The organism is Pseudomonas sp. NPDC087804 (genome assembly GCF_044742965.1).
Lineage (GTDB): Bacteria > Pseudomonadota > Gammaproteobacteria > Pseudomonadales > Pseudomonadaceae > Aquipseudomonas > Aquipseudomonas rustica.
Genome location: NZ_JBIUVN010000014.1, coordinates 39,830 through 65,367, shown reverse-complemented (window position 1 = coordinate 65,367; position 25,538 = coordinate 39,830). Strand labels below are relative to the sequence as shown.

The 25,538-nt window shown below is 58.7% G+C and carries 29 protein-coding genes, 1 tRNA gene and 1 pseudogene; 16 read left to right on the top strand and 15 right to left on the bottom strand.

The features are described 5' to 3' along the window. Nucleotides 1-3: 3 nt before the first annotated feature. Nucleotides 4-894: a DMT family transporter gene (locus ACIOMO_RS17985; RefSeq protein ID WP_401242546.1), complete on the bottom strand. Its 891-nt coding sequence runs from the start codon at nt 892-894 to the stop codon at nt 4-6. A gap of 337 nt (nt 895-1,231) precedes the next feature. On the opposite strand from ACIOMO_RS17985, the gene ACIOMO_RS17980 reads away from it, so the two are divergent. The 3 genes from ACIOMO_RS17980 to ACIOMO_RS17970 all read left to right on the top strand — a co-directional run bounded on the left by ACIOMO_RS17980 (nt 1,232) and on the right by ACIOMO_RS17970 (nt 2,649). After that, nucleotides 1,232-1,813, top strand: coding sequence for a DJ-1/PfpI family protein (locus tag ACIOMO_RS17980; RefSeq protein ID WP_401242544.1), 582 nt, complete (start codon nt 1,232-1,234; stop codon nt 1,811-1,813). Nucleotides 1,814-1,826: 13 nt separating this feature from the next. Beyond that, a complete protein-coding gene (locus tag ACIOMO_RS17975) occupies nt 1,827-2,132 on the top strand; it encodes a ribbon-helix-helix domain-containing protein (RefSeq protein WP_053117936.1) in 306 nt (101 codons plus the stop codon). A gap of 172 nt (nt 2,133-2,304) precedes the next feature. Then, nucleotides 2,305-2,649, top strand: coding sequence for a YegP family protein (locus tag ACIOMO_RS17970; protein ID WP_159815797.1), 345 nt, complete (start codon nt 2,305-2,307; stop codon nt 2,647-2,649). A 296-nt stretch (nt 2,650-2,945) separates the two neighbouring features. Here ACIOMO_RS17970 and ACIOMO_RS17965 read toward each other — a convergent pair whose 3' ends face one another. Both ACIOMO_RS17965 and ACIOMO_RS17960 read right to left on the bottom strand, forming a co-directional pair. After that, nucleotides 2,946-3,827, bottom strand: coding sequence for a dihydrodipicolinate synthase family protein (locus ACIOMO_RS17965; protein WP_401242540.1), 882 nt, complete (start codon nt 3,825-3,827; stop codon nt 2,946-2,948). A gap of 23 nt (nt 3,828-3,850) precedes the next feature. Next, nucleotides 3,851-4,633, bottom strand: a complete 783-nt coding sequence (locus ACIOMO_RS17960) for an aldolase (RefSeq protein ID WP_401242537.1) — start codon at nt 4,631-4,633, stop codon at nt 3,851-3,853. A 106-nt stretch (nt 4,634-4,739) separates the two neighbouring features. Here ACIOMO_RS17960 and ACIOMO_RS17955 point away from each other — a divergent pair, with 106 nt between their 5' ends. Next, entirely contained in the window at nt 4,740-5,282 is a 543-nt protein-coding gene (locus ACIOMO_RS17955) for a helix-turn-helix domain-containing protein (RefSeq protein WP_008076856.1), read from the top strand. A gap of 111 nt (nt 5,283-5,393) precedes the next feature. Here ACIOMO_RS17955 and ACIOMO_RS17950 read toward each other — a convergent pair whose 3' ends face one another. Further along, on the bottom strand, nt 5,394-6,413 hold the full coding sequence (locus ACIOMO_RS17950; protein WP_401242534.1) for a DUF4917 family protein: 1,020 nt from the start codon (nt 6,411-6,413) through the stop codon (nt 5,394-5,396). A gap of 156 nt (nt 6,414-6,569) precedes the next feature. On the opposite strand from ACIOMO_RS17950, the gene yiaY reads away from it, so the two are divergent. Beyond that, entirely contained in the window at nt 6,570-7,718 is a 1,149-nt protein-coding gene (gene yiaY / locus ACIOMO_RS17945) for an L-threonine dehydrogenase (RefSeq protein ID WP_401242531.1), read from the top strand. On the opposite strand, the gene ACIOMO_RS17940 is transcribed toward yiaY, so the two are convergent. Beyond that, nucleotides 7,715-8,881 carry an MFS transporter gene (locus ACIOMO_RS17940; protein WP_401242528.1) on the bottom strand — a complete coding sequence of 389 codons (1,167 nt, stop codon included), beginning with the start codon at nt 8,879-8,881 and terminating at the stop codon, nt 7,715-7,717. The two genes, yiaY and ACIOMO_RS17940, sit on opposite strands and share 4 nt — an antisense overlap. A 15-nt stretch (nt 8,882-8,896) precedes the next feature. Next, on the bottom strand, nt 8,897-10,141 hold the full coding sequence (locus ACIOMO_RS17935; RefSeq protein ID WP_401242620.1) for an aminotransferase class I/II-fold pyridoxal phosphate-dependent enzyme: 1,245 nt from the start codon (nt 10,139-10,141) through the stop codon (nt 8,897-8,899). Nucleotides 10,142-10,364: 223 nt separating this feature from the next. Here ACIOMO_RS17935 and ACIOMO_RS17930 point away from each other — a divergent pair, with 223 nt between their 5' ends. The 4 genes from ACIOMO_RS17930 to ACIOMO_RS17915 all read left to right on the top strand — a co-directional run bounded on the left by ACIOMO_RS17930 (nt 10,365) and on the right by ACIOMO_RS17915 (nt 15,113). Beyond that, nucleotides 10,365-11,267: a LysR family transcriptional regulator gene (locus tag ACIOMO_RS17930; RefSeq protein WP_053117982.1), complete on the top strand. Its 903-nt coding sequence runs from the start codon at nt 10,365-10,367 to the stop codon at nt 11,265-11,267. A 229-nt stretch (nt 11,268-11,496) separates the two neighbouring features. Then, nucleotides 11,497-12,690, top strand: a complete 1,194-nt coding sequence (locus tag ACIOMO_RS17925; protein ID WP_401242525.1) for a CaiB/BaiF CoA transferase family protein — start codon at nt 11,497-11,499, stop codon at nt 12,688-12,690. Beyond that, complete coding sequence (locus tag ACIOMO_RS17920) at nt 12,687-13,613, top strand: hydroxymethylglutaryl-CoA lyase (protein WP_401242522.1); 927 nt, start codon at nt 12,687-12,689, stop codon at nt 13,611-13,613. The genes ACIOMO_RS17925 and ACIOMO_RS17920 overlap by 4 nt, the downstream gene beginning before the upstream one ends. 168 nt (nt 13,614-13,781) lie before the next feature. Continuing rightward, a complete protein-coding gene (locus tag ACIOMO_RS17915) occupies nt 13,782-15,113 on the top strand; it encodes an MFS transporter (protein WP_401242519.1) in 1,332 nt (443 codons plus the stop codon). Between the two features lie 89 nt (nt 15,114-15,202). Here the strand turns inward: ACIOMO_RS17915 and ACIOMO_RS17910 are convergent, their stop codons facing one another. Continuing rightward, nucleotides 15,203-15,688, bottom strand: coding sequence for a DMT family transporter (locus tag ACIOMO_RS17910; RefSeq protein WP_401242516.1), 486 nt, complete (start codon nt 15,686-15,688; stop codon nt 15,203-15,205). 77 nt (nt 15,689-15,765) lie between these two features. Between ACIOMO_RS17910 and ACIOMO_RS17905 the strand changes: the two genes are divergently transcribed. The 5 genes from ACIOMO_RS17905 (at nt 15,766) to ACIOMO_RS17885 (ending at nt 18,772) form a co-directional block, all read left to right on the top strand. Further along, complete coding sequence (locus tag ACIOMO_RS17905) at nt 15,766-16,677, top strand: LysR substrate-binding domain-containing protein (protein ID WP_401242513.1); 912 nt, start codon at nt 15,766-15,768, stop codon at nt 16,675-16,677. Nucleotides 16,678-16,751: 74 nt separating this feature from the next. After that, on the top strand, nt 16,752-17,168 hold the full coding sequence (gene fos / locus ACIOMO_RS17900; protein ID WP_401242510.1) for a fosfomycin resistance glutathione transferase: 417 nt from the start codon (nt 16,752-16,754) through the stop codon (nt 17,166-17,168). A gap of 60 nt (nt 17,169-17,228) precedes the next feature. Then, entirely contained in the window at nt 17,229-17,867 is a 639-nt protein-coding gene (locus ACIOMO_RS17895; RefSeq protein WP_053117996.1) for a LysE family translocator, read from the top strand. A 168-nt stretch (nt 17,868-18,035) separates the two neighbouring features. Next, the gene (locus ACIOMO_RS17890; protein WP_082341401.1) at nt 18,036-18,194 is read left to right on the top strand and encodes a KGG domain-containing protein; all 159 of its coding nucleotides are present in this window, start codon (nt 18,036-18,038) and stop codon (nt 18,192-18,194) included. Between the two features lie 74 nt (nt 18,195-18,268). Beyond that, nucleotides 18,269-18,772, top strand: coding sequence for a DUF4142 domain-containing protein (locus ACIOMO_RS17885; protein ID WP_401242506.1), 504 nt, complete (start codon nt 18,269-18,271; stop codon nt 18,770-18,772). A gap of 180 nt (nt 18,773-18,952) precedes the next feature. On the opposite strand, the gene ACIOMO_RS17880 is transcribed toward ACIOMO_RS17885, so the two are convergent. Beyond that, the gene (locus ACIOMO_RS17880) at nt 18,953-19,363 is read right to left on the bottom strand and encodes a low affinity iron permease family protein (RefSeq protein ID WP_053118000.1); all 411 of its coding nucleotides are present in this window, start codon (nt 19,361-19,363) and stop codon (nt 18,953-18,955) included. 213 nt (nt 19,364-19,576) lie between these two features. Here ACIOMO_RS17880 and ACIOMO_RS17875 point away from each other — a divergent pair, with 213 nt between their 5' ends. Both ACIOMO_RS17875 and tam read left to right on the top strand, forming a co-directional pair. Then, nucleotides 19,577-20,662: a type I restriction endonuclease gene (locus ACIOMO_RS17875; RefSeq protein ID WP_401242503.1), complete on the top strand. Its 1,086-nt coding sequence runs from the start codon at nt 19,577-19,579 to the stop codon at nt 20,660-20,662. Nucleotides 20,663-20,797: 135 nt separating this feature from the next. After that, entirely contained in the window at nt 20,798-21,568 is a 771-nt protein-coding gene (tam, locus tag ACIOMO_RS17870) for a trans-aconitate 2-methyltransferase (RefSeq protein WP_401242500.1), read from the top strand. Nucleotides 21,569-21,790: 222 nt separating this feature from the next. Here the strand turns inward: tam and ACIOMO_RS17865 are convergent, their stop codons facing one another. The 7 genes and pseudogenes from ACIOMO_RS17865 to ACIOMO_RS17835 all read right to left on the bottom strand — a co-directional run bounded on the left by ACIOMO_RS17865 (nt 21,791) and on the right by ACIOMO_RS17835 (nt 25,515). Continuing rightward, on the bottom strand, nt 21,791-22,519 hold the full coding sequence (locus tag ACIOMO_RS17865; RefSeq protein WP_053118004.1) for a bifunctional 2-polyprenyl-6-hydroxyphenol methylase/3-demethylubiquinol 3-O-methyltransferase UbiG: 729 nt from the start codon (nt 22,517-22,519) through the stop codon (nt 21,791-21,793). A 73-nt stretch (nt 22,520-22,592) separates the two neighbouring features. Beyond that, on the bottom strand, nt 22,593-23,000 hold the full coding sequence (locus tag ACIOMO_RS17860) for a type II toxin-antitoxin system HicB family antitoxin (protein WP_053118006.1): 408 nt from the start codon (nt 22,998-23,000) through the stop codon (nt 22,593-22,595). A gap of 36 nt (nt 23,001-23,036) precedes the next feature. Further along, nucleotides 23,037-23,217, bottom strand: a pseudogene (locus tag ACIOMO_RS17855) (type II toxin-antitoxin system HicA family toxin). A 237-nt stretch (nt 23,218-23,454) separates the two neighbouring features. Next, entirely contained in the window at nt 23,455-23,811 is a 357-nt protein-coding gene (locus ACIOMO_RS17850; protein WP_212545229.1) for a type II toxin-antitoxin system HigA family antitoxin, read from the bottom strand. After that, nucleotides 23,811-24,113, bottom strand: coding sequence for a type II toxin-antitoxin system HigB family toxin (locus tag ACIOMO_RS17845; protein ID WP_401242495.1), 303 nt, complete (start codon nt 24,111-24,113; stop codon nt 23,811-23,813). The genes ACIOMO_RS17850 and ACIOMO_RS17845 overlap by 1 nt, the downstream gene beginning before the upstream one ends. A 287-nt stretch (nt 24,114-24,400) precedes the next feature. Continuing rightward, nucleotides 24,401-24,474 (bottom strand) — tRNA-Gly (locus tag ACIOMO_RS17840). Between the two features lie 156 nt (nt 24,475-24,630). Then, a complete protein-coding gene (locus tag ACIOMO_RS17835) occupies nt 24,631-25,515 on the bottom strand; it encodes an alpha/beta fold hydrolase (RefSeq protein WP_401242492.1) in 885 nt (294 codons plus the stop codon). Between the last annotated feature and the right edge of the window lie 23 nt (nt 25,516-25,538).

The window sequence follows — 25,538 nt, the reverse complement described above, 5'->3', positions numbered from 1 at the left end:
CGTTCATACGGTGGCAATGCGGGCCGGTTGCACGGTGGTTTTGCTCCCGAGCATGACGGTCGCAATCACCCCGCAAGCAAACACCCAGGTAATCGGCTCGACGTGCTCGCCAAAGAACAGCGCCGAAAACGCGATGGTGAAGAAGATCTGCAACAACTGGATCTGACTGACCCGAGCGATCCCGCCCATCGCCAGTCCGGCGTACCAGGCAAAAAATCCAAGAAACTGCGAAAACAGTGCGACGTAACCAAACGCCCACCAAGCCTTGGCCGACACTGCGCCGTGATGTTGCAGCGCCAAGTAAACCACCGGCCCGATCAACAACGGCGTCGACAGCACCAGCGCCCAGCAGATCACCTGCCAGCCGCCCATTTCCTTGGCCAACCGGCCGCCCTCGGCATAACCCAGACCACCCACGGCAATTGCGCCGAGCATCAGCAAATCCCCCGCCTGAATACTCCCAGCCCCGGTGTACAACGCGTAACCGAGCACCAACGCACTGCCCAACGCGGCGCAGGCCCAGAAGGCTTTTGACGGACGCTCATGAGACAACCACGCGGCATACAGCGCCACGCACAGCGGCTGCAAACCGTTGACCAATGCCCCGTGCGACGCCGGCAGCGTTTGCATGGCCCACGCCGACAACACCGGGAAACCGAGGATCACTCCGGCGATCACCAGGCTCAGGCCTTTGACTTGCTGCCACGTTGGCCACTTCTCACGGCGCCACAACAAAAGCATCGCCGCCGGAATCGCCGCGAACAACGCGCGACCCAAGCCGTTGAGCAGCGGATGCAGTTCCTGCACCACGATGCGGGTGAAGGGCAGGGTGAGGCTGAAGATCACCACGCCGAGCAGACCGAGGGCCATGCCGGTGTTTTCGCGCGAGGACATGAGGGGAGACCAGAATCGTAGAGAATTGGGAATGACCTCATCAAGCCATAAACCGGGGGCTTGTGGCTGTTACAGCTAGGCACGGACTTAGGCGTACAGTTGCGGGTAATCCCCGCAACGTAGGAGCTGCCGAAGGCTGCGATCTTTTGATTTTGTTTCTAACGGCAAGATCAAAAGATCGCAGCCTTCGGCAGCTCCTACAGTTATCCGAATCCGAATCCGAATCCGAATCCGAATCCCAATCAGTGATTGCGTGTAGTAGTCAGTTATTACCTGCCTCTCCGGATAAGGTCTACCTTCAATACTCCCAAGCATTCCCTCCAGAGGAGTCCTCCCCATGGCCGCGAAAAAGATTCTGATGCTGGTCGGCGATTACGTCGAAGATTACGAAGTGATGGTGCCGTTTCAGGCCCTGCAGATGGTCGGGCACACCGTCCACGCCGTGTGCCCGGACAAGGCAGCCGGTAAAACCGTACGCACTGCGATCCATGACTTCGAAGGCGACCAGACTTACAGCGAAAAACCCGGTCACCTGTTTGCCCTCAACTTCGATTTCGCCAAGGTCAGCGAGGCCGATTACGACGCACTGCTGATCCCCGGCGGTCGGGCCCCGGAATACCTGCGTCTCAACGAAAAAGTCCTCGACCTGGTGCGCGCCTTCGACAAGGCCGGCAAACCGATCGCCGCCGTCTGCCACGGTGCTCAGTTGCTGGCAGCGGCCGGCGTGCTCGAAGGTCGCGAGTGCAGCGCCTATCCGGCCTGCGCCCCGGAAGTGCGACTGGCGGGCGGTACGTACATCGACATCGCCGTGACGGATGGCCACGTTCAAGGCAATCTGGCCACAGCCCCGGCATGGCCGGCGCACCCGAACTGGCTGGCCGGTTTCCTCGGCTTGCTCGGCACTAAAATCACCCTGTAACGAGGATTCGCCGATGTGCGAGCTCTACGTCAAGGCCGACCCGATTCTCTACGAATCACGCTCGCGCTCGCTGCGCATCTGCGGCGTGGTGACGACGTTGCGTCTGGAGAATCAGTTCTGGGACATCCTCAGCGAGATCGCCGAGGTCGACGGCATGACCACCAACCAGTTGATCGCCAAGCTGTATGAAGAGGTGATGGATTATCGCGGGGAGGTGGTGAATTTTGCGTCGTTCTTGCGGGTGAGTTGTACGCGGTATTTGAGTCAGCGGCGGGTGAGTGCGCCGGAGTTGTCGGTGGTGCGGGCGCAAGTGAAATAGTCCAGACCGGGTTGACCCTATCGCTGGCAAGCCAGCACCCACAGGTATCGTGTGTGCCTCGAACCCTGTGGGAGCGGGCTTGCCCGCGATGGGGCCGGTATAGGCGACAGATACGCTTGGCTGGTCTTTACTCTGAAGCGCGAAATCTCTTAATTGCCCAGGAGAAACGAGCATGTCCGGATGGTACGAGTTGAGTAAAAGCAGCAACGGCCAGTTCAGGTTCGTCCTGAAAGCGGCGAACGCCGAAACGATTCTGACCAGCGAGCTATACACCACCCGCGCGGCGGCCGAAGGCGGCATCGCCTCGGTGCAAACCAACAGCGCGCTGGATGACCGTTACGAAAAAAAATCGACGAAGGACGGCCATCCGTACTTCAACCTCAAGGCGGCCAACCATCAGATTATTGGCAGCAGCGAGGCGTATTCATCGGATGCGGCGTGCGACAAAGGCATCGCCAGCGTCAAGGCGAACGGGCCGACGAAGGCGATCAAGGACAAAACGTTGCCTGTCCTATAACCCTCAATACCTGGCACTTGTAGGAGCAAGGCTTGCCCGCGATGGCGGTGTATCTCTCAACATCAATGTTGAAGGATAGGGCCTCTTCGCGGGCAAGCCTTGCTCCTACGGGGTTTTGCGTTTTTGCGGGAGATCAGCGCAGGAGTTCAGGATCGTGCAGTTGGGTCTGGCCCGCCGCACACATCCCCTGTAGGAGCTGCGGCACGCTGCGATCTTTTGATTTTGAACTTGTAAAAATCAAGATCAAAAGATCGCAGCGTGCCGCAGCTCCTACAGGGGTTTTGATTGCCGGGGGATCAGCGCAGGGTTTTCAGGATTGCTTGTAGTTGGGTCTGGCCTGCAGCGCTCAATGCAAATACCGGCAGGCGTGGATCACCCACTTCCAGCCCGGTCTGGCGTAACCCGGCCTTGATCGTCGCCGGCAAGCCGCCCTTCAGAATGAAGTCCAGCAGCGGCAACTGGCGATAAAACAGATCCCGCGCGCGATCCAGATCGCCCGCCATCGCTGCGTCATACAGATCCAGATTCAACTGCGGAATCAGGTTCGGCGCTGCCGTGCACCAGCCCTTCGCCCCGGCCGCGAATGCTTCCAGTGCCAGCGGATTGCAGCCGTTGTAGAACGGCACCTGGCCTTCGCCGAGCAATTGCAGCTTGTGCATGCGCTGAATGTCGCCGGTGCTCTCCTTGACCATGGTCACGTTTTCCACGGCATTGACGATGCGCAGAATCAGCTCGACCGACATGTCGGTGCCGCTGGTGGCCGGGTTGTTGTAGAGCATGATCGGCACGCCGATGCTCTCGCCAATCGCGCGGTAGTGGGCGAGGATTTCCGCTTCGGTGAGTTTCCAGTACGAGGCCGGCAGCACCATCACCACGTCGGCGCCATGGACTTCGGCGAAGCGAGCGCGGCGCACGGCTTTGGCGGTGGTCAGGTCGGACACGCTGACGATGGTCGGCACACGTTTGGCCACGTGCTTGATACTGAATTCGGCGACTTGATCCCACTCCGCATCGCTCAGGTAAGCGCCTTCGCCGGTGCTGCCCAATGGCGCGATGGCGTGGACGCCGCTGGCGATCAGGCGGTCGATCGATTGGCCGAGTGCTGGCAGATCGAGCCCTTCGCCATTGGCGCTGAACGGGGTGATGGTGTAGCCGATGATGCCGTGAATGTTGGACATGGGAGCGTCTCCGTAATGAGGTTTCAGTTCAGGCAATCGGCGTGTTGGCGCAGGTTCTGCCGAGCGTAATAGTTGAAGGCGGCGGCGTGGCGTTTTGGCTTGGCGATCCAGTCATGGGCTTCGCGGCCCAGCGCGGGGATGATCGGTTTGATCGTGCCTGCCGCCATCGCCAGCAACTGCAACCTCGCCGCACGTTCGATCAATTGGGCGATGACACACGCCTCTTCAATCGTCGTGCCGGTCGACAGCTGACCGTGGTGCGAAAGCACAATCGCGCGTTTGTCGCCCAGCGCACCGGCGATCAACTCGCCTTCTTCATTGCCCACCGGCACGCCCGGCCAGCCTTCGAGAAACGCGCAGTCGTCGTACAGCGGGCACAGATCCATGTGGGAAATCTGCAGCGGCACTTCGAGCATCGACAACGCGGCAACGTGCGTCGGGTGGGTGTGGATGATGCAGTTCACGTCCGGGCGAGCGCGGTACACCCAACTGTGGAAACGATTGGCCGGGTTAGCCATGCCGTGACCTTCGAGAACCTCCAGATCCTCGTTGACCAGCAGCAGATTGCTCGCGGTAATTTCGTCGAAACCCAGGCCCAGTTGCTGAGTGTAATAGGTGCCGGGCTGCGGGCCACGGGCAGTGATTTGCCCGGCAAGGCCGGAGTCGTGACCATTCTCGAAAAGAATCCGGCAGGTCAAAGCCAGCTTTTGCCGGTCTGTCCACGTATTATCCGCAAGGCTTTTTTGCATCTGGGTCAGCGCTTGCTTGACCAGTTGGTCTTTGGGTAGTGCTAATGTCTTGGCCATGTCTGTGTCCTTTGGGTGATTGCAAATGACACGAAAGAGGCTATATGACACAAAGTGTCATTGGCAAGCACAAATCGTCGCTTCCTTGATGGAATAACCGCTGCGCATGTCTATCCGTTTGAAATTATTGAGAAAAAAACTTGGCGTAACCCTTGAAGCACTGGCCGAAAAATCCGGCATGACCAAGAGTTATCTGTCGAAAGTCGAGCGCGGGCTGAACACCCCGTCGATTGCCGCCGCGTTGAAACTGGCGAAAGCGCTGAACGTGAAGGTCGAGGAATTGTTCTCGGAAGACAACGTCAGCCTCGACAGCTACAGCCTGGTGCGCAGCCACGAGCGGCAATCACTGGCGGCGAATGATCAGAGCCCGGGTTATGCGGTGCTGGCGCATCAGGTCAGCGAGCGCAATTTGCTGCCGTTCATCATCTATCCGCCGAGCGAATTCAGCGACAAGACCTTCAAGGAGCATCTGGGCGAGGAGTTTTTGTTCGTTCACGAAGGGCAGGTGGAAGTGGATTTCATGAACGAGAAAGTGCTGCTGCAACGCGGTGACGCGCTGCACTTCAATGCACAGAAACCGCACCGAATCCGGTCGGTAGGGGAGGTGCAGGCGCAGTTGCTGGTGGTGGTGCACAGCGCTGAGGAATGAACCCTGAAATCAAAAGATCGTCCGAACGCGGCCCGAGCCTTCGGCAGCTCCTACAGGGGAACGCATTGCAGCTGTAGGAGCTGCCGAAGGCTGCGATCTTTTGATCTTGCTTCAAACCTCGACCGGCACCGACAATTTCGGACTGCCCAGCGCATGCGTCTTCGCATCAAAAAACCGCAACTCAGCCCCCGTCCCGTCAAACACCTGCGCGTAGTGCCGCTTCTGATGCTGCACAAACGCCGCACTGCGCGGATAGATCGAGATGGCCACAGTCTTCGGTTTCGCCAAGCGCAGCGCCCGCACAATGTGCGCATCCTGCTCGGCCAACGCGTGGCCAAAGATGCACAAACTGTCGCCATGCCCGAGCAATTGCTCATAACAGAACGACAGATAATCCGAGCTGCGAATGGTTTTGAGCTTGTCCGCGCTCGGCCCTTCCGTGACGAACAGCGGCACGTCATCCAGCGTCTTGATCGTATTGTTGATCGCGAAGCTGCCGAGCAGCGTGCCCTCGGTCGAGGTCAGTTTGCGCGCGGTGCCGTCCTGATTTCGCACCAGGTGCAGGCCACCGTGCAGGTACAGCAGACGCGGTTTGTCAGTGGCGCTTTCGGCCAGATCGAAACTCGCGTTGGCGCCGTTGAACAGGTCGTCGATGGCATCGCTTTGGTGTTGCAGCGCCCAGTAGTTGAGCAAGTCGTAATTGGTGGTGAACACTGTGCGATAGCGCGCCAGTTCTTCATTCAGCGTCGCCAGCGTCGAGGCTTTCACCAGGCGCCACGGAATGTGCACGGCGTGCACCGTGTTGATCAGCGCTTCTTTGATGGCGTAGTAGCGATTGCGCGGGGCGGCGGAGCTGACGGCCAGCGCCTTGTTGACCCGGCTGGTGGTTTTCAGCGCGCCGAGCACCTGCTCGAAACTGCGCGTCTGCATGGCGTCGAACACCGCCAGTTCCGACGCACTCAGCGGTTTCTCCTCCACGGTGCGGGCGTTTTCGAACAGCGAGTCGTAGCCGAAATCGTCCCACACCGCGCGGCTGGCGCCATTGCCCACCAGCAGGCCGTTGAACTCGGTCGCGGCGCGCAGGGTGTTCCAGTCTTCAAGGCTGGCGTCGACATCCAGAAAATCGGTCATTGCGTAGGCGGTCTCAAAACATAGGGGCTGATGGGCGGCGACTTTATCACGAGCGGGCATTGAGCCAGATCAACATCGGCGCTGACCGATCGGTCGATGCTGTGCTTATCCGCTGAATCGCAGCAGTCGATTCGGCCCCTGTCAGGAGACGCGCGCATGACCAGCACCTTTTTCATTCCGGCGGTAAACATCATGGGCAACGGCTGCCTCGACGAAGCCATGGTCGCGATCCGCAACTACGGTTTTCGCAAAGCGCTGATCGTCACCGACGTGGGTCTGGCCAAGGGCGGCGTGGCGACGATGGTTGCCGAGAAGCTGGCCATGCAGGACATCGATTCGGTGATTTTCGACGGCGCCAAACCGAACCCGAGCATCGCCAATGTCGAATCCGGGCTGGGTTTGCTCAAGGAAACCCGCTGCGATTTCGTCGTGTCGCTGGGCGGTGGTTCACCCCACGACTGCGCCAAAGGCATTGCCTTGTGTGCGACCAACGGCGGGGAAATCGGTGATTACGAAGGTGTTGATCAATCGAGCAAGCCACAACTGCCGCTGATCGCGATCAACACCACCGCCGGCACCGCCAGCGAGATGACCCGTTTCTGCATCATCACCGACGAATCGCGTCACGTGAAAATGGCCATCGTCGACCGCAACGTCACGCCGCTGCTGTCGGTCAACGACCCGGAACTGATGGTCGCCATGCCCAAAGGCCTGACCGCCGCCACCGGCATGGACGCATTGACCCACGCCATCGAAGCTTACGTCTCGACCGCCGCCAACCCGATCACCGATGCCTGCGCGTTGAAGGCAATTACCCTGATCAGCAACAACCTGCGCCTGGCCGTGCGCGACGGCACAGATCTCGCCGCGCGGGAGAACATGGCCTACGCGCAGTTCCTCGCCGGCATGGCTTTCAACAACGCCTCGCTCGGTTTTGTGCATGCGATGGCGCACCAGTTGGGCGGTTTCTACGACTTGCCCCACGGCGTGTGCAACGCCGTGTTGCTGCCGCATGTGCAGACCTTCAACGCGCTGGTCTGCGCCGATCGCCTGACCGATGTTGCCCACGCAATGGGCGCCGACATTCGTGGCTTCAGCCCAGAGGAGGGCGCGCAAGCGGCGATCACCGCGATCCGCAGCTTGGCCAAGGACGTCGACATTCCGAGCGGTCTGCGTGAACTTGGCGCCAAGCTCAGCGACATCCCGATCCTCGCCACCAATGCACTGAAAGATGCCTGCGGCATTACCAACCCACGCGCGGCGGATCAACGGCAAATCGAGGAAATCTTCCGCAACGCCTTCTAACGCTTGCCATCCCCCGGCGCGAACTTCACGCAGAGCATCGCGCCGACGGCCAGCAACGTGCACAGCAGCGACAACGGCCAAGCCTGTGGACTGGCGATCAGACTGGCCATCGCGCCGATGATCGCCGCCATCAATTGATGGATAAAACCGCTCAGTGCCATCGCATAAGCACCGGCAATCGGCGCGCCATCGTTGGCGCGTGACAGGCTGATCGGGTAGTTCAACGACTGCCCGAACACCGCCACGCAATACGGCAGCCAAAACAGCAACGCGATGGAACTGGCCGCCAGACTGCCCAGCAACATCACGCCGCTACCGGCCAATACCAGACCGACGCCAACGGTCATCAACCACGTCTGACCGGTGCGCAACACGAAGTGATTGACCGCCAGCGCACCCAGAAAATACGCCGCGCTGATCGGCCAGCCGAGCAAGCCGTAATCCACTGTCGACCACCCGAACGGCCCCTGCAAAATCAGAGGCGCTGCGGTGTTGAAGGCGATGATCACGCCGTAGCCCAAACCACCGGCCAGCGCCGGCAAAAGAAATGCCCGATGCAACAGAATCTGCCGATAAGCCGACCATGGCGAAGCGCTGACTGGTTCGTCAGTGACAGCAGGGAAAGCCACCCGCGAGACGATCAGCGCCATCACCAGGCAGACCACGCCGAGCAGGTAGAAAATCGCCTGCCAGCCCAGCGTCACCTCGATGATCGAGCCCAAGTATTGGCCGATGCCCAGCGCCACTACGAACGAGATCGAAATCCACGACAACGCCTTGGCCAGCAGATCGCCGCGAAAGCTGTCGCGGATCAGCACCCGCGCCATCACCGAAATACCGCTGGCGCCGACGCCTTGCAGCAGTCGCAGCAGCAAAAACCACTCAAGCGTCGAACCCAGCGGCAAGGCCAGATTGGCCAGGCCGTAAATCGCCAGCGCCGCCAGCAACACCGGTTTGCGGCCGATGCGCTGGGCCAGACTGCCCCAGAACAACATCGGCAGCGCCATGCCGATCAGGTACAGCGACAAGCCCCACGACACCTGCGCAGGATCCGCCGCCAGATAGCGGGCGATTTCCGGCAGCGCCGGCAAATAAATACTCATGCCCAACTGGGCGAGAAAAACCGTGCTACAGGTGATCAGGAGAGTGACGCTGGCGTTCATGATTCGTCCCTGTTTTCAGTCGTCGAGATCACAGCGGTGGGTGCGTAACAGCTCGGTGATCAGTTCACAGAAGCGCCGAATCAGCGCTGGCGGCATGTCCGCGCGCAGCGTAATGCGGATGGCTGCCTTGCCTTGTGCGACCACCGGAAAAAACACCGCACTGGTGAAAAACCCCTGTTCGGCCAGTTCGCTGGCCACTCGATTGGCCACCGCCGCCTGCCCGCATTTGATCAAGCGGATGGCCATGTTGCTGTGGCATTGATCGGTGCTGATCAGGCTGTCGAAGAGGCGGATATTAGCCTGAAGATTGCTTTGCAGCGCGGCGAATTCGGCGCTGCGATGCAGGCGGATCGACGCTCTGCCGGCACCGATCGCCGCGCAGTTGAGACTCTGCGACCAGTTGCTCGGCCCGCCGTAACGCTGGATCAATGTTTTCTGCCGCTCATTGCCCAGCATCACCAAACCGCCGCTGGCGCCAAACGACTTGGCCAGCGACGCGACGATCAGGCAATCCTCTTCCAGCGCCGCCACCCGTGGCCGCACAAGCCCGGCGCCGTGCTGACCGACCGCCGACAACGCGTGGGAATCATCCAGATACAGAAATAGCCCGTAGCGATCCTTCAGATACAACAGACCTTCCATGTTGGCGACGCCGCCCATGCTGTACGCGCCGTCAGCGACATACGCCACGCGACCGTGTTGCTGGCAGGTGCGTTCGAGAAAATCCATGTCGTTGTGCGGCGCGGTGACCACGCGGGTTTCATCGGCGCACGCGGCTTTCAAATGATTCATCGAGTAGTGCGCGTGGCGGTCGAATACCATCACCGGCGGCTGACCTTCGGTGAAGATGCCGCTGGCCAGCAAGGGCAGGATTCCGGCGCTGGCGGCGCTGCACGACAAGGTGCTCAGGCACACCGTGTCAAAGAGTTGTGACAGCTCGTTTTCGTACTGCTCGAGAATCGCCAGTTTGCAGCGGTTCTTCGAATTGGCGACGCGCAAGCTGCCGGTTTCACGCAGGGCGGCGATGGCGCCTTCGAGCAGGGCGGGGTGATGATCGAGCCCCAGATAAGAGGTCGTGCAGAAGTGATGGAATTCACGCCCGTACTGATCGAGCAAGTGATTAGGGCTCTTAACTTCGACATTGAGACCGGCGACTTTGCCCTGTTCGGCGATGTCCCAATCGTAGTCGGCGAGGGCAATGATCTTGCGGAAATTGGAATACAGATTCGGGGTGTGCAACGGAAGATTCACAGGCGACATTCCTTGAGCGTAGCGATCCATGGGGTGTTGCAATTTGTGTGTGTTGCCAGACTTTACAGAGCGAAAAGTCGGACAAAAATAGGCCGATTCCGCGAATCCTGAGAGGCAACAGAGTTTTGTTTGTAGGGCGAAGCCACGAACGTCGGCGGATTAATCACATGTCTGACTTCAACGAAAACCGGGCTATCCTGCCGACTCGAATGTCCCCGCCAGCGAGACTTCCATGCTGCAAAAAAGCCTGATTCGCCGCCTCGACCTGATCACCCTGCAACTGTTTGTCGCCGTGCATGAAGAGGGCACGCTGACCCGCGCCGCCGCGCGCGAAGCCATTGCGGTGTCGGCGGCGAGCAAGCGCTTGATGGAATTGGAAGAGGCGCTGGGCATCAGCCTGTTCGTGCGCCAGGCCAAGGGCATGACGCTGACGCCGGCGGGGGAAACGCTGCTGCACCATGCGCGGCAGATGTTGTTTAACGTCGAGAAGATGGGCCTGGAACTGGGCGAGCACAGCCACGGTGTGCGCGGCTATGTGCGGATGCTGGCGAACCTGTCGGCGATCATTCAGTTTCTGCCGGAAGACTTGCGCGACTTTTCCGCGCGGCATGCGCAGGTCAAGACTGACCTTGAAGAACGGCCCAGTGCCGGGGTGATTCAGGGTGTGCTCGATGGCGTCGCGGATCTCGGTATTTGTTCCAACGACAGCGACATCAAGGGCCTGCACAGCGTGCTGTACCGCGAGGACAAACTGGTGGTGGTGATGTTGCCGGAGCATCCGTTGGCCGCGCGTGAATCGGTGGCTTTTGCCGAAACGCTGGACAGTGATTACGTCGGGTTGCACGCGGCCAGTTCGATCAACATGCGCACCCACGCGGCGGCGCGGCAGGCGGGCAAGGTGCTGCGCATTCGCATTCATGTGCCGGGGTTTGATGCGGTGTGCCGGATGGTGCAGGCCAACATGGGCATCGGGATTTTGCCGCAGCGGGCGTATGAGTTGTTTGGTCAGGCGCTGGGGCTGCACGCGGTGCCGTTGACCGATGACTGGTCGGATCGCGCGTTGATTGTGGTGGTGCGCGATGAGGCGGGGTTGTCGCCGGTGAGCCGGTTGTTGTTTGAGCATTTGCGTGGCTGATATACCCATCATCTGCCTGGCTGAAATGCCCCTGTAGGAGCTGCCGAAGGCTGCGATCTTTTGATCTTGCCCTTGAAACAACAGATCAAAAGATCGCAGCCTTCGGCAGCTCCTACAGGGGCGGTGCGTTCGCATTTCGCGAACACCCTTTGCCGAACGAAGGTTGGATTCCTCCACCATCACGCCTCTAGTCTTGCCGGCATATTCCAAGAACAAGAGGTACCCCGCGATGACTGCCCCCCTGAGTGCGATCAAAGTGATCGAAATCGGCACCCTGATCGCCGCGCCGTTTGCCGCGCGCATGCTTGCCGAGTTCGGCGCCGAGGTGATCAAGATCGAAGCCATGGGTCAGGGCGACCCGCTGCGCAAATGGCGCAAGCTGCACGAAGGCACGTCGCTGTGGTGGTACCTGCAATCGCGCAACAAGCAGTCGCTGGCGCTCAATCTCAAATCCCCGGAAGGCATCGAACTGGTCAAGCAACTGGCGACCGACGCCGACGTGATCATCGAAAACCTGCGCCCCGGCGCGCTGGAAAAACTCGGCCTCGGCTGGGACGTGCTCCACGCGCTCAATCCCAACCTCACCCTCGTGCGCATCTCCGGTTATGGCCAGACCGGCCCCTACCGCGATCGCCCCGGTTTCGGTGCGATCGGCGAGGCGATGGGCGGCATCCGCTACACCACCGGCACCCCCGGTTCGCCGCCGGCGCGAGTGGGCGTCAGCCTCGGCGATTCGCTGGCATCCTTGCATGCGGTGATCGGCGCGTTGATGTCGCTGCTGCGGGTCAAAACCGGGCAGGGCGGTGGCCAGATCGTCGATGTGTCGCTGGCCGAAAGCGTGTTCAACGTCATGGAAAGTCTGGTGCCGGAATACGACATGCTCGGCCACGTTCGCGAACGCAGCGGCGGCGCGTTGCCGGGCATTGCACCGTCCAACACGTACCTTACGGCTGACGGCGCTTACGTGGTGATCGCCGGCAACAGCGATCCGATCTACAAGCGGTTGATGCAAACCATCGGTCGCGATGATCTGGCTGACGCCGAAGAATTCGCCCACAACGACGGCCGTGCGGCCAAGAGTGGCATGCTCGACGCCGCGATCACTCACTGGACGAGCAGCCTGCCGATCAACGACGTGCTCGCCGCCCTCGAAGCTGCCGAAGTCCCGGCCGGGCGCATCTATTCGGTGGCCGACATCGTCGCCGATCCGCACTATCAGGCGCGCGGCATGCTGCTCGACGCCGAACTGCCCGGCGGCGCAACCGTGAAGATGCCCGGTATCGTGCCGAAACTCTCGGAAACCCCCGGCGGCGTGAACTGGTCTGGGCCGACCCTCGGCCAGCACACCGCCGGTATTCTCGCCGGTCTCGGCCTGACTGAACTCGACATCGAACGCCTGAAAAGCCAGGGAGTAGTGCAATGATTTCCGACTATTCGCAAACCTTGATCGTCCAGGAAGTCTCGCCTCGCGACGGCTTGCAGATCGAGCCGACGTGGGTGGAAACCGTCGACAAAATCGCGCTCATCGATCAACTGTCGCTGGCGGGTTTCAGCCGCATCGAAGCCGGCTCGTTTGTGTCGCCGAAAGCCATTCCGGCGCTGCGTGATGGCGAGCAGGTATTCAAGGGCATTCAGCGTCAACCGCAGGTGATTTACGTCGCGCTGATCCCCAACCTCAAAGGCGCGCAGCGCGCATTGGAGGCGGGCGCAGATGAGCTGAATCTGGTGATGTCCGCCAGTCAGACGCACAACCTCGCCAACATGCGCATGCGCTGCGAGGATTCGCTGGCGGCGTTTGCCGACATTGTTGCTTTTGCCGATGGTTCGGGTGTGCGGCTCAACGGCAGTATCGCGACGACGTTCGGTTGTCCGTTCGAAGGCAAGATTGACGAGGATCGTGTGTTGCAGATTGTCGACGCTTATCAGGAACTGGGCATTCAAGGCATCACCCTCGCCGACACCACCGGTATGGCCAATCCGCGTCAGGTGGATCGCTTGGTACGGCGGGTTTTGCAGCGGGTTTCGACGGCGGATCTCACCCTGCATTTCCACAACACCCGAGGTTTGGGGTTGTGCAATGTGCTGGCGGCTTACGAGGCTGGCGCCCGACGTTTCGATGCAGCGCTGGGCGGTCTTGGTGGCTGTCCGTTTGCACCGGGGGCGTCGGGCAATATTTGCACTGAAGACTTGGTGAATTTGTGCGATGAGATCGGCATTCATACCGGCATCGACTTGCCGCTGCTGTTGAAGCTCTCGCGCGGATTGCCGGATCTCCTCGGACACGAAGTCCCCGGCCAACTGGCCAAGGCCGGACGCAATTGCGACCTGCACCCGATCCCCACCTGAATCCCCCTCTGTAGGAGCAAAGCTTGCTCGCGAACGCGGTGTGTCATTCAGCAGTGATGCGACTGCCCTGACGCCTTCGCGAGCAAGCTCGGCTCCTACAGGAACAGCGTCATAACCAGACAACAAAAACAATCGGACGCCCACCGGCAGTCCGCCTGGAGAAAAGCTATGAGCCTCAATGTAATGGAGGCGGGCGCGAGCTCGTCTGTCGATCACGACGCCGAAAAAGCCCTGGTCAGCAAAGTCGCCTGGCGCCTGATGCCGTTGATCATGGTCTGCTACCTGTTCGCCTTTTTCGACCGCATCAACATCAGCTTCGCCAAGTTCCAACTGCAAGCCGACCTGAGCCTGAGCGACACCGCTTACGGCCTCGGCGCCGGGCTGTTTGTGGTCGGTTACGTGCTGTTCGAAGTGCCGAGCAACATGATGCTCTACAAGGTCGGCGCCCGACGCTGGATCGCGCGGATCATGATGTCGTGGGGCGTGGCGACGGCGCTGATGGTCTTCGTCACCAGTGAATGGCAGTTCTATGCGCTGCGCTTTTTGATCGGCGCGATGGAAGCCGGCTTCGCCCCGGGCGTGTTGTATTACCTGACGCTGTGGTTCCCGCAGCACTTCCGTGGACGCATCACTTCGATGCTGTTTCTGGCCTCGGCGTTTGCCGGTCTGGTCGGCGCACCGTTCTCCGGGCTGGTGCTGGAACACCTCGACGGCGTTCTGCAAATGCGCGGCTGGCATTGGCTGTTTCTGCTCGGTGGTCTGCCGTGCATCGGCCTAGGGTTTCTAGTGCTGACGCTGCTCAAGGATCGCATCGAGGACGCTCACTGGCTGACCGCTGACGAGAAAAAATTGCTGTCCAGCCGCATCGCCCATCACGAACCGCACAAGAGCGGCGGTTCGTTGCTGGCGGCGCTACGGATTCCGGGTTTTCTGACCTTGGGGCTGATCTACTTTCTGATTCAGGTCGCGTCTTACGGACTGAATTTCTGGGCGCCACAACTGATTCGCAGCGCCGGTACCGAGAGCCCGGTGATGATCGGTCTACTGACCGCCATTCCGTACATCTGCGGTGCGATCACCATGATCGTGATCGGGCGGTTGTCGGACGCAACCGGCGAGCGCCGCAAGTTTGTCGCGGGGTTGGTGGTGGTTGGCGCGATCGGATTCTTCAGTGCGGGGATTTTTGCTGATCACACCACGTTCCTGATCGTCGCCCTCGGCTTGCTCGGCGCCGGCATCATCGCCGCTATTCCAAGCTTCTGGACGCTGCCACCGAAGTTGCTGGCCGGTGCCGGCGCAGGTGCGGCGGGCGGGATCGCGGTGATCAATACGCTGGGGCAGTTCGGCGGGATCGTCAGCCCGGTGATGGTCGGGCGGATCAAGGATCTCACCGGCAGCACCACGCCAGCGCTGTATGTCATTGGCGTGGCGGCGTTGATCGCAGCGGCGTTGTTGCTGTGGGGGTTGCCGCAGAAATTGCGCACGCTCGATAAGTACTGAACCGCTGAAATGATCGCAGCCTTCGGCAGCTCCTACAGAGTGCGAATCCAATCCTGTAGGAGCTGCCGAAGGCTGCGATCTTTTGATCTTTATTGCGGTGCCAAGACTCTTCCCGGCGAATTGCCAAACTGAATCAACACCACCCCCGCAATCAACAACACCGCGCCAAACAGCCGAGGCAATGTCAGCTGTTTCTCCACCAACCCAAACAAGCCAAAGTGATCCAGCAGCATCGACGCCAGCACCTGACCCGCCAGCGCCAACGCCACAAACCCCGAAGCCCCGAGCTTAGGCAGCAACACCACCGCCAGCGCCACAAAACAAACCCCAAACGCACCACCTGCCCACATCCACATCGGCGCCTTGCTGATAAACGCCAGCGACGGCAGCGGCAACCGCAACGCCAAAATCACTGGCAACAACACCAGCACACTCACCAGCAACGACGTCAACGTCGCCCACAATGGATGGCCCAATCCGCGCGCCAGGTTGCTGTTGATCGCGCTCTGAAACGGCACCACCGCCCCGGCAAACGCGGCCAACGCCAACAGACCGGCCCACTGCAACGTACTCATGATCATTCTCCAACAGGTTTTGCTGGACTCTAGAGTATTCGTCGCGCAGATTTAAATTCCGTTTCGTCATCCAGAACATGCATCAAATGAATGATCTGCGCCGCATCGACCTCAACCTGCTGGTGATTCTCGACGCCTTGCTCAGCGAGCAGCACGTCACCCGCGCCGCCGAGCGCCTGCACCTCAGCCAACCGGCGGTCAGTCATGCGCTGGCGCGTCTGCGCGATTTGCTCGGCGACCCGCTGCTGGTGCGCGCCGGCGCAACCCTGGCGCCCACCGCACGAGCGCTGGAACTGGTCGCGCCGCTCGCTGAAGCCCTCGCTCAAGTGCAATCGCTGCTGGCACCAAACACCTTCGATCCCGCCAGCGCCCGACGTACCTTTCGCGTGGCGATGTCGGACTACGGCGCGGCGATCATCCTCCCCGATCTGATCCGGATCCTGCGCCGCGAAGCGCCGGGCATCGACCTGCAAATCAGCCACGCCAGCCGCGAAGGCATGCTCGAAGGCGTGCTCAATGGCGATATCGACCTCGCCGCCGGCGTCTTCCCGGAAATGCCCCATGAATTGCGCAGCACGCTGCTGTTCGAAGAACGCTACGTCTGCCTGCTCGACCGCCAGACCTTGCCGGCCAACGGCGTGCTCGATCTGCCCACCTACCTGTCGCGCCCGCATGTCTTGCTGGAAATGCGCGGCAGCGGCACACCGGAAATCGAGCGAGCCCTGACCTCCCTGCGCGAACGCCGTCGCGTCGCGATCAGCCTGCCGCACTGGAACGTCGCGCCGCAGTTGATCAGTGGCACGGATTTGATTCTCACCGTGTCATCGCGCAGCGTGCGCGATTTGGTGCATGGGGATTTGATTGTTGTGCCGCCACCGTTTGATATTCCGCCGTTTACGTTTGTGCTGGCCTGGCACAAGCGACGGGGTGGGGATCAAGCGTTGAATTGGTTGAATCGGAAGATTGAGGAGGGGATAGTGCGCGGCTGAACAGTCATCAAGGAACGGGACGTGGCAGTGAAGTCTGAACCTTACTTCCGAATACCTCAGAGGTTACTGAACCGATGCTCACCGGCCTCAACCACCTGACCCTCGCCGTCAGCGATCTGAACCGCAGTCTGGCGTTTTATCGTGACGTATTGCAGTTGCGCGTCGAGGCGACGTGGGACGCCGGTGCCTATCTTTCGCTTCCGGGACTGTGGCTGTGCCTCTCGTTCGATCCATTACGCACTAGCGAGCCGGGCGCCGACTACACCCATTACGCCTTCAGCCTCAACGCTGCGGATTTTGCGCTATTCGTACAAACGCTAAAAGCAGCAAACGTGCGGGAATGGCGCGATAACCGCAGCGAAGGTGCGTCGTTCTATTTTCTCGATCCGGATGGCCACAAGCTCGAAGCTCACGTCGGCGATCTGGCCTCGCGACTCGCAGCGTGTCGGCAGAAACCGTACGCCGGCATGCGTTTTTACGACGGGCAGTGATCAGGCGCAATCGGCTGATATAGACTGGCCGCCACGTGTTCTGGCGCTTGCAGGTTTTCCATGACTCTATCGTTGCTAATGGCCGTTCTGGCCTCGGGTTTCATTTACGGCATCACGCCGGGGCCGGGTGTGCTGGCGGTGTTCGGTATTGGCGCGGCCCATGGGCGACGGGCCGGGGCGGGGTTTCTCTGCGGGCATCTGCTCGGCGATGTGGTCTGGTGCAGCACGGCGCTGATCGCGATTGTTGGCGCTCGGGAAATCGGCAGCACGGCATTCGACGTGCTCGGCGTGCTCAGCGGTCTGTACTTGTTCTGGCTCGGCTGGCGCGCGGTGCGGGCGCAGCGACGCAATGCGGACGAACCGCAGGGCGCGGCGCGCAATCCATTCTGGCACGGCATTCTGTTCGGGCTGACCAATCCCAAGGCGTACCCGGTGGCGGTGGCGACGTTTACTGCGCTGCTGTCGAGCCGTGCCGAGCTGCTCAACTGGTCGATGCTGCCGGCGCTGATCGCCCTGAGCTTCCTTGGCGGGCTGCTCGCCTACGCTATTCTCATCGGTGTTGTCGGCGCGCAGCGGGTGCGCACGCTGTATCAGCGCCACGAGTTGCTGATCACCCGGTTGTGCGGGGTGATGTTCATCGGTTTCGCCATCAACGCGTTGGTGCATGCGTTGCCGGGGCTGATGCCGAACAAGGCTTGAAGGTGACTGTACATCGCGCAGCGCGGCAATCATCGGGCGCTGCATTAGCTGATTGCGCTTCACCGTTCGTCAGTGCAACGACAACTTTTCTAAACCTTTGCTGGCCAGAAAATTCTCAATCTAGGCGGGCACCTGCTCGCCACGATCATTACCAAGAGGTAGAGAATCATGCCTAATTCAAGAAACTCGAACTCGGGAAACTTCGCTAACGATCGAACGAAGGCGTCTGAAGCCGGTCGCAAAGGTGGGAAAACCACTACAACGACTGTCGACAAAGACCCTGCGAAAACAGAAATGGGCCGCAAGCCCGGTCAGAAATCGAAGTAGTCAGTGAAGTCGTTTTGATTGAGAGGCGGGGGCGTAAGCTCCCGCTTGAATTTTGAGAAAAGGAGGGCGCGACCATGAGCCGGATGGCCACCCGTTTACGCAATTTGAGTGTTGTTTCGCTGTTTAGCCTGTGCGCCACCAGTGCTTATGCCCAGTCGCCTGCCGATTTCATCAACGATGCGTCGGCCAAAGGCATGGCTGATATCGAAGCCAGCCGCTTGGCCCACGGGAAAACCGAATCCAAAGAGGTCAAGGATTACACCATCGTCGTCATTAATGACCGCACCACGGCCAATCAGCACCTGGCGAAAATTGCCAAGAAGCTCGACCTGCCGATCGCGCCGCGCGAAGAAATCGCCGACAAGGCCAAAGAGCTGATTCCAGAGGTGAAGGACGGCGCGACGTTTGATCAGGCCTATGCCGCGAGTCAGGTCAAAGCCACCGAAGAGGCCATTCAGCAAATCGAGCAGGAAGCGCAGACCACTGATGTGCCGGAGATCAAAGCCTTCGCCGACGAGACCCTGCCGAAACTGCAGAATCACCTGGAAATGGCGAGAGCCTTACAGGCCAGCCGCTAATCTCACAGACAACACAGATCCCCTGTGGCGAGGGGATTTATCCCCGCTCGGCTGCGCAGCAGTCGTTAAACCATTCAATGCAGTGTGTCAGGTTGAATTCGGCAGCAAGAAATGGGGCTGCTTCGCAGCCCAACGGGGATAAATCCCCTCGCCACAAGTGTTTTTATTCGCCCGATAAACCTAGCACTCATTCAAATCCTGCTTCGACTTGCTCTTCCCACCCAGCCCTTCAAGGTTAAACACCTCGCCCTCGCCCAACGAGCGGTAATGCCTGCGCAACGCCTCCAGTTGCTTCAAATCCAGCGCTTCCAGCCCGAGCATCGCGTTCTGCGCTTCCTTGGTCACCAGCAGCAACTCATCAATCTTCAAATGCAGAATGTCGGTGTCACGGTTCTGCGTGTTCTGGATCAGAAATACCATCAGAAACGTGATGATCGTGGTCGAGGTGTTGATGATCAGTTGCCACGTATCGTTGTAATTAAAGATCGGCCCGCTCAACCCCCACAGCCCAATCAGGATCAACGCCCCCATAAACGTCTTCGGGCTACCGGCCCACAGAGCAAGCTTCTGGGAAATCTTCGCGAATTTCATAGCCGTATTCCTTATTGGGGGGAGTGCATGAAATTCAGACACTGACGGCGTTGTGAAAATTCTACTGACCCCTGTTGCTCTCGATAAAAGCTCAGCAGTGTTTGGACTACCTGTGGGTGAAACTTTCATTGTGCAGGTTTGTGTCTAGTATCAAGTGGCGATCAAATTGCCAGTAGGGCATTACACGGATAGAAATCACGCAAGAGGTAGCTCATGGAATTCTTCGAAAAGTTAGCCAGCCTCGCCGCCAAGGTACGGTTGCAGAGCGCCGCGATACAAACGGAGGAGGCTACAAAAAATGCCTTCGTCATGCCGTTTATCAGTACGGTTTTGGGTTATGACGTTTTTGACCCGACTGAGGTGATGCCCGAATTTGTCTGCGATGTTGGTACGAAGAAGGGCGAGAAAATTGATTACGCCATCATGAAGGGCGGCGAAGTACAGATTCTCATTGAATGTAAAAAGATCGGCGAGCCTCTGCACATCAATCATGCTTCACAGCTGTTTCGTTACTTTCATGTCACCAGTGCGCGGATCTCCATCTTGACGAATGGCCAGGTCTACAAGTTTTTCACCGACCTGGACGCGCCAAACAAAATGGATGAAAAGCCATTTCTAGAGCTGGATCTCCTCGACATTGATGAGTACTCCGTGCCTGAGCTTATCAAGCTGACCAAGTCCGCATTTGATGTTGACTCCATCATCAACGCCGCAGGGGAACTGAAATATGTTAGTCAAATCAAGAAAGTCATCGCGGCACAGGTCAGTAAACCGGATGATGATTTCGTAAAGGTTTTTGCTTCTCGCGTTTACGACGGTGTAATCACGCAGAAGGTGCGTGAGCAGTTTCATGAACTGACAAGAAAGGCCGTTGTGCAATTTCTAAATGACCAGATAAATGATCGGCTCAAGTCCGCAATGAGTGGGGCTATTCAGCCAACGCTGGCGTCATTGCCGTCGACAGCTGCTGGCACTGATCCTATAGACCCTCGAGATGAGTCAGATGACAAGGTGCTGACGACCTTGGAGGAACTTGAGGGGTATCACATAGTTCGAGCGTTGGTCAGGTCGGTGGTCGATGCCAAACGCATTGTTCAGCGTGATACACAGAGTTACTTTGGCATCCTTCTAGATGACAACAATCGCAAACCGATTTGTCGATTGCATTTCAATCGTTCCCAAAAGTACATCGGCATCTTTGATGAAGAGAAAAATGAGACTCGTCATCCGATCACCTCGGTCGACGACATTTATGAATATTCGGATCACTTGAAGAAAACGGTCGGTTACTACGACTAACGAAAAAACCGGCCATCGAGGCCGGTTTTTTTGATCGGGGAAAAGACACCGCTTCTAAAGCGTCGATCTGGCATAGGGCGGTTGGGTGCCTGTATCTTGAGCGGACCGCCCAAATGTCCCCGACAGGAGAACGCAATGAGTTGGTCCGCCAAGCAATACGTCGCTTTCGAAGATGAACGCACCCGCCCGGCCCGCGATCTGCTGGCGGCGATTCCCACGGCAGAAGCGCGATCGGTAGTTGATATCGGTTGTGGCCCGGGCAATTCGACGGAGCTTCTGCTGCAGCGTTTTCCTGAGGCGCAGGTCTGCGGGCTGGACAGCTCGCCGGACATGATCGACGCGGCACGCAAGCGTTTACCGCAGTTGCAGTTCGAAGTGGCAGAGATTGATCGATGGGCGGACACCGGGCCGTTTGATGTGATCTTCGCCAATGCCGTGCTGCAGTGGGTGCCGGATCACGCAGCGTTGTTGCCCGCGTTGGCCAACAAGTTGTCGGCGGGCGGCAGTCTGGCGATTCAGATGCCGGATAACCTCAACGAACCGTCTCACCGCTTGATGCGTGAAGTCGCCGCGAATGGCCCATGGGCCGCGAAGCTCGCCGGCGCGGCGGGGCAGCGGACGGACATGGCGAGTGCCAGCGTTTATTTCTCGATGCTGCGGCCGCATTGTGCGCGGGTCGATGTCTGGCGCACGACGTATCACCATCAATTGTCGGGTGGCGCGGCAGGGGTGGTTGAGTGGTTCAAGGGTAGCGGGTTGATTCCGTTTTTGAGTCCGCTGACTGAAGCGGAGCGGGCGGAATATCTGGAGCAATACCTGAGGGAAGTCGCGAAGGCTTATCCGGCGTTGGCGGATGGGTCGGTGCTGTTGCCGTTTCCGCGGTTGTTTATCGTCGCGACTCGCTGAAACGAACGAATGCGTTGTTCGACTGGAGAGCGGCGGCGTTACGTCCGGCGAGCCCCTCACCCCAGCCCTCTCCCAAGGGAAAGGGGGCTGATTTTGGGGCTTTTCAGATCCTGAGTTCGGCTCGATATCGCAGGTCGGCGTAGCTTCGGACGGTTCTTCGGTCAGTTCCTTCTCCCTCTGGGAGAGGGCTAGGGTGAGGGGCTATTCCAAGGTTGAATCCATTCAACGCTGCACCGCGACCAGCATCATCATCGGCCGCTCCCGCTCTTCCGCCAGCGCCGGTTGCGCCGCCACCTCGGCATCACTCGGCCCCCATTCATTGACATGACGAATAGTGAACCCCGCCTCAATCAACGAATTGAGCAGCGTCCCGATCGTACGATGCTGCTTGATCACGCCCTCGGCCAACCAATGGGTCACCCGCTCACCTTCCATCTGATAACTGTCCAGCGGCCAACGCTTGTTGCCCTCGCTATCAACCAGCCACCCCGGATTACGCGGGGCCATAAAAATCGGATGCTCGATGGAAAACACAAAGTGCGCGCCCGGTTTCAACGCCGCATACAGATGAGCAAACAGCCCCGACAAGTTCTTGATGTAGTGCAGCGCCAGTGAACTGTACGCCAGATCAACACTGCAAACCGGCAGGTCGAGCTGCTCAAGATCGGCACGTTCATAACGGATATTCGTCGCCACCGTTGTCTGCCGCGCGCGCTCCAGCATCTTCTCCGAAACATCCAGACCCAGCACATTGGCGGCGCCGCTCTCACTGGCCCAACGGCTGAACCAGCCATAACCACAACCCAGATCGACCACATTCAAACCATGCATGGCCGGCAGCAACGCTCTGAGTGCCGGCCATTCCGGCGCGGCATCAAGCCCGCCGATGGAGCGGTTCATCTGGCTGTAGCCCTGGAAAAACTCGGGATCGTCGTAGATGTTTTGCGTCATGGGATGAGTACTCTTTCAAAATGTCGTCGCAGTGAATGGCTCAGTTCCAATACCCGTTAAGACAAAGACGAATTCAACCCTGCTGCAACACCTTCAAAGCCGCCGACGCGAGAAACCCCGAGCGGCTCTTTTCTTCCGGATGGTGCAACACATACTCATCAATACGATTAAGCAGGTGCCCCGGCAGGGTGATGTTGAGCTTCTGGGCTTTGCCCAAATATTTGACCACGTCGATGTCCACCACCGCCCACGCGCAACCGGCGTATTTCGGATTGGCCACATTCACGCCCAGTTTGCTGGCGGACGGGATAGGCGCACCGTCCTCGGCCAGAATCTCGAAATGGCCTTCGATCGCTTCGCGAGCCATGGCGACAGCATCGTCGAGGTCATCACCTGCGGAAAAACAGCCAGGAATGTCCGGCACTTCCACGCCCCAGGCGTGTTCGTCATCACCTATTGAAATCGCAATCGGATAAAGCATGTGTGTTGTCCTCCATGGCGCAACTGACTGAGTGAGTCAAAGCAGCGCCTGCTGCAAAATACGGATGGCCGTTTTATTGAGCAAGATCCTTCTTCGGATGCGGCACAGTGACCAATCCGGGTTTGCTCGGATGCTTGAAGTGATGGTGACTGCCTCTGATCCGCACCAGATACCAACCGTCTGCGACGAGTTGGCCGATTAAAAAACGGCTATTCACAACACCTCCTTGTGGTGTGCTTGGTGGTTACTATACCTACTGGATTATCGTGATCAACATGCTAATCCCTGTGCGGTCATCGTCCTTTGATGGGCGCATCGGCTTAGTGCAGTCTAGGTAAGGCTCAGGGGAGGGTAAGGAGGGTGTGTTTCAAGGATTTGCGCTCGAGTTTTTTACCAAACCCCAAACACAAAAAAACCGGCCTTTAAAACCGGTTTATCTTGCAGACAGAAGCATTCAAGCCCCTGCAAGCAAGCTCTCGTAGGGGATTCGCAAGCCTTCATGCAAGCGCTTGATCATCGACAGGCTCAGTTTGCGCTTTCGATTCAATACCTCGGATACGCGTCCACTGGTGCCAATGAACGGTTCCAGATCACGTGGCGTCAACCCCTGCTGTTCCATGCGAAATTTAATCGCTTCAATCGGGTCGGAAGGTGGCATTGGAAAATGCTGGTCTTCGTACTTCTCGATCAGCAATGCGAGAATTTCCAGCTCGTCGCCCTCAGGCGAATTGAGTTCGGCGCCCCACAGCTGCTCCATGCGTACAAACGCGGCGGCGAGGTCTTCCGGACTCCGAATGGGTTTGATGTTCATTACACGGTCTCCGCGTTGATCTGGTCATATTGGGCATGGCTGCCAACGAAGCGGATGAAGCCGAGCTGCCGTTGATAGTCGATCGCCAAAATCACTCGATACTTGTTACCGCCGACATTGAACACCACTCTCGCGCCTTTAAGGACGCTTGCGGTTCTCAACTCGGCTTTAACCTCCTGTGGCGTACGGTATTCGGCCTTTTCCATGTGGCGATACCATTCAACAAGCGGTGTCTCGGAGTCAGCGAAAGCAGGATGGCTTTCCCAGAATTGCCGCAAAGTTGATCTTGCCATTATCCGCATCCATGCCTCCTCCCGTTTTGGGAGATGTTAGTCGTCAATGTCCAGTGATGCAATCACTGATGTCAAAGGAACAGGGCGAGGTTGCAGCCCCAGCTTCAGGTTAGAAGGCATCTGAACTAGAAAACCGAGGTTTGTTTTGCAAGGAGTGACAAGACGAGGCGAGGAGAGAAAACCTACGGAATATCGAACTCTACAAACCCCGGACACAAAAAAACCGGCCCTATAGGCCGGTTTTCTGTATTCCTGCATCCCCCGTCAAAAAATCACGACGTGAGACAAAATCTGATTGGAGCGGGTAGAGGGAATCGAACCCTCGTCGGAAGCTTGGGAAGCTACTGTTCTACCATTAAACTATACCCGCTCAGAGCGGCTGACTTTGTACCAGACTCGGCCACGGATTTGAAGTTTCTTTTGCAAAATAAGCCTTTGAATCGTTGAAAACGGTCAATCGCGGACGAGCGCTGCGGGTCGCAAATCAAAAGCTCAACCCTGCAGGCTCGTGCGCGACGACACTTTTTCAAATAGCCAATGCATGTTGATCCTGAACAAACGAGTAACGCGTTCGGCTGGTTTGCTGCGCCGGTTTCAGAAAGCCGAGCAAGGCGTTCTGGCTATCGCGGCACGCCGCTTTGTGCTCCATATCGAGAAAATGCCCGGTGGCTTGCAGGGTGGTGAAGGTGCTCTGCGCGACGTGGTTGCCGAACAGGCGCGCATCGTCGGCGGCGGTGTATTCGTCCCATTCGCCGTTTAAAAACAGCACTGGCACGTTGATCTTTTTCGCCGCGTTCAAGTAGCACTGGCGGTCGCTGTGCAGCACGTCGCTGATGTGGAAATGCATCTGTCCGTATTCGTGCTCGGCCAGGCTGCTGACATGGCGGTAGTTGAAGCGCTTGAACAGCGAAGGCAAATGTTTGCCGATGGTGTCGTTGACCAGATGGCCGACGCTGTCGCCGTCGCGCTGGCCGAGGTAGTCGACGCCACGTTCAAGGTAGTCGAGCATGTGCGCGTTGATCACCGGCGAGAACGAGCTGATCACCGCCCGTTCGATACGCCGAGGCTGGTGGGCGAGGGCGACCAGAGTCGCAGCACCGCCCCAGGAAAACGACAGCACGTGCTCGGCGCCAAAGTGGTCAATCAGCTCCAGCAGGATTTGCCCTTCGACTTCCTTTGTCAGATGTTTCTCGTGGCGGTTGTGGGCTTTTGACCGACCCGCGTAGGGTTGGTCGTAGCAGACCACGTTGAATTGCGGGTGCAGGTTCTTCACGGTTTGTGCAAACGACGCAGTCGTGGCCATCGAGCCGTTGACCAGAATGATGGTCTTTTCTGCGGCGTCTGCGCGATAGAACTCCGTGTAAACCCGATACTGACCCTGTATATCCAGCACAGCGATTTCTGGCCTCATGTCATAAGACTCCTGGCAAGCAA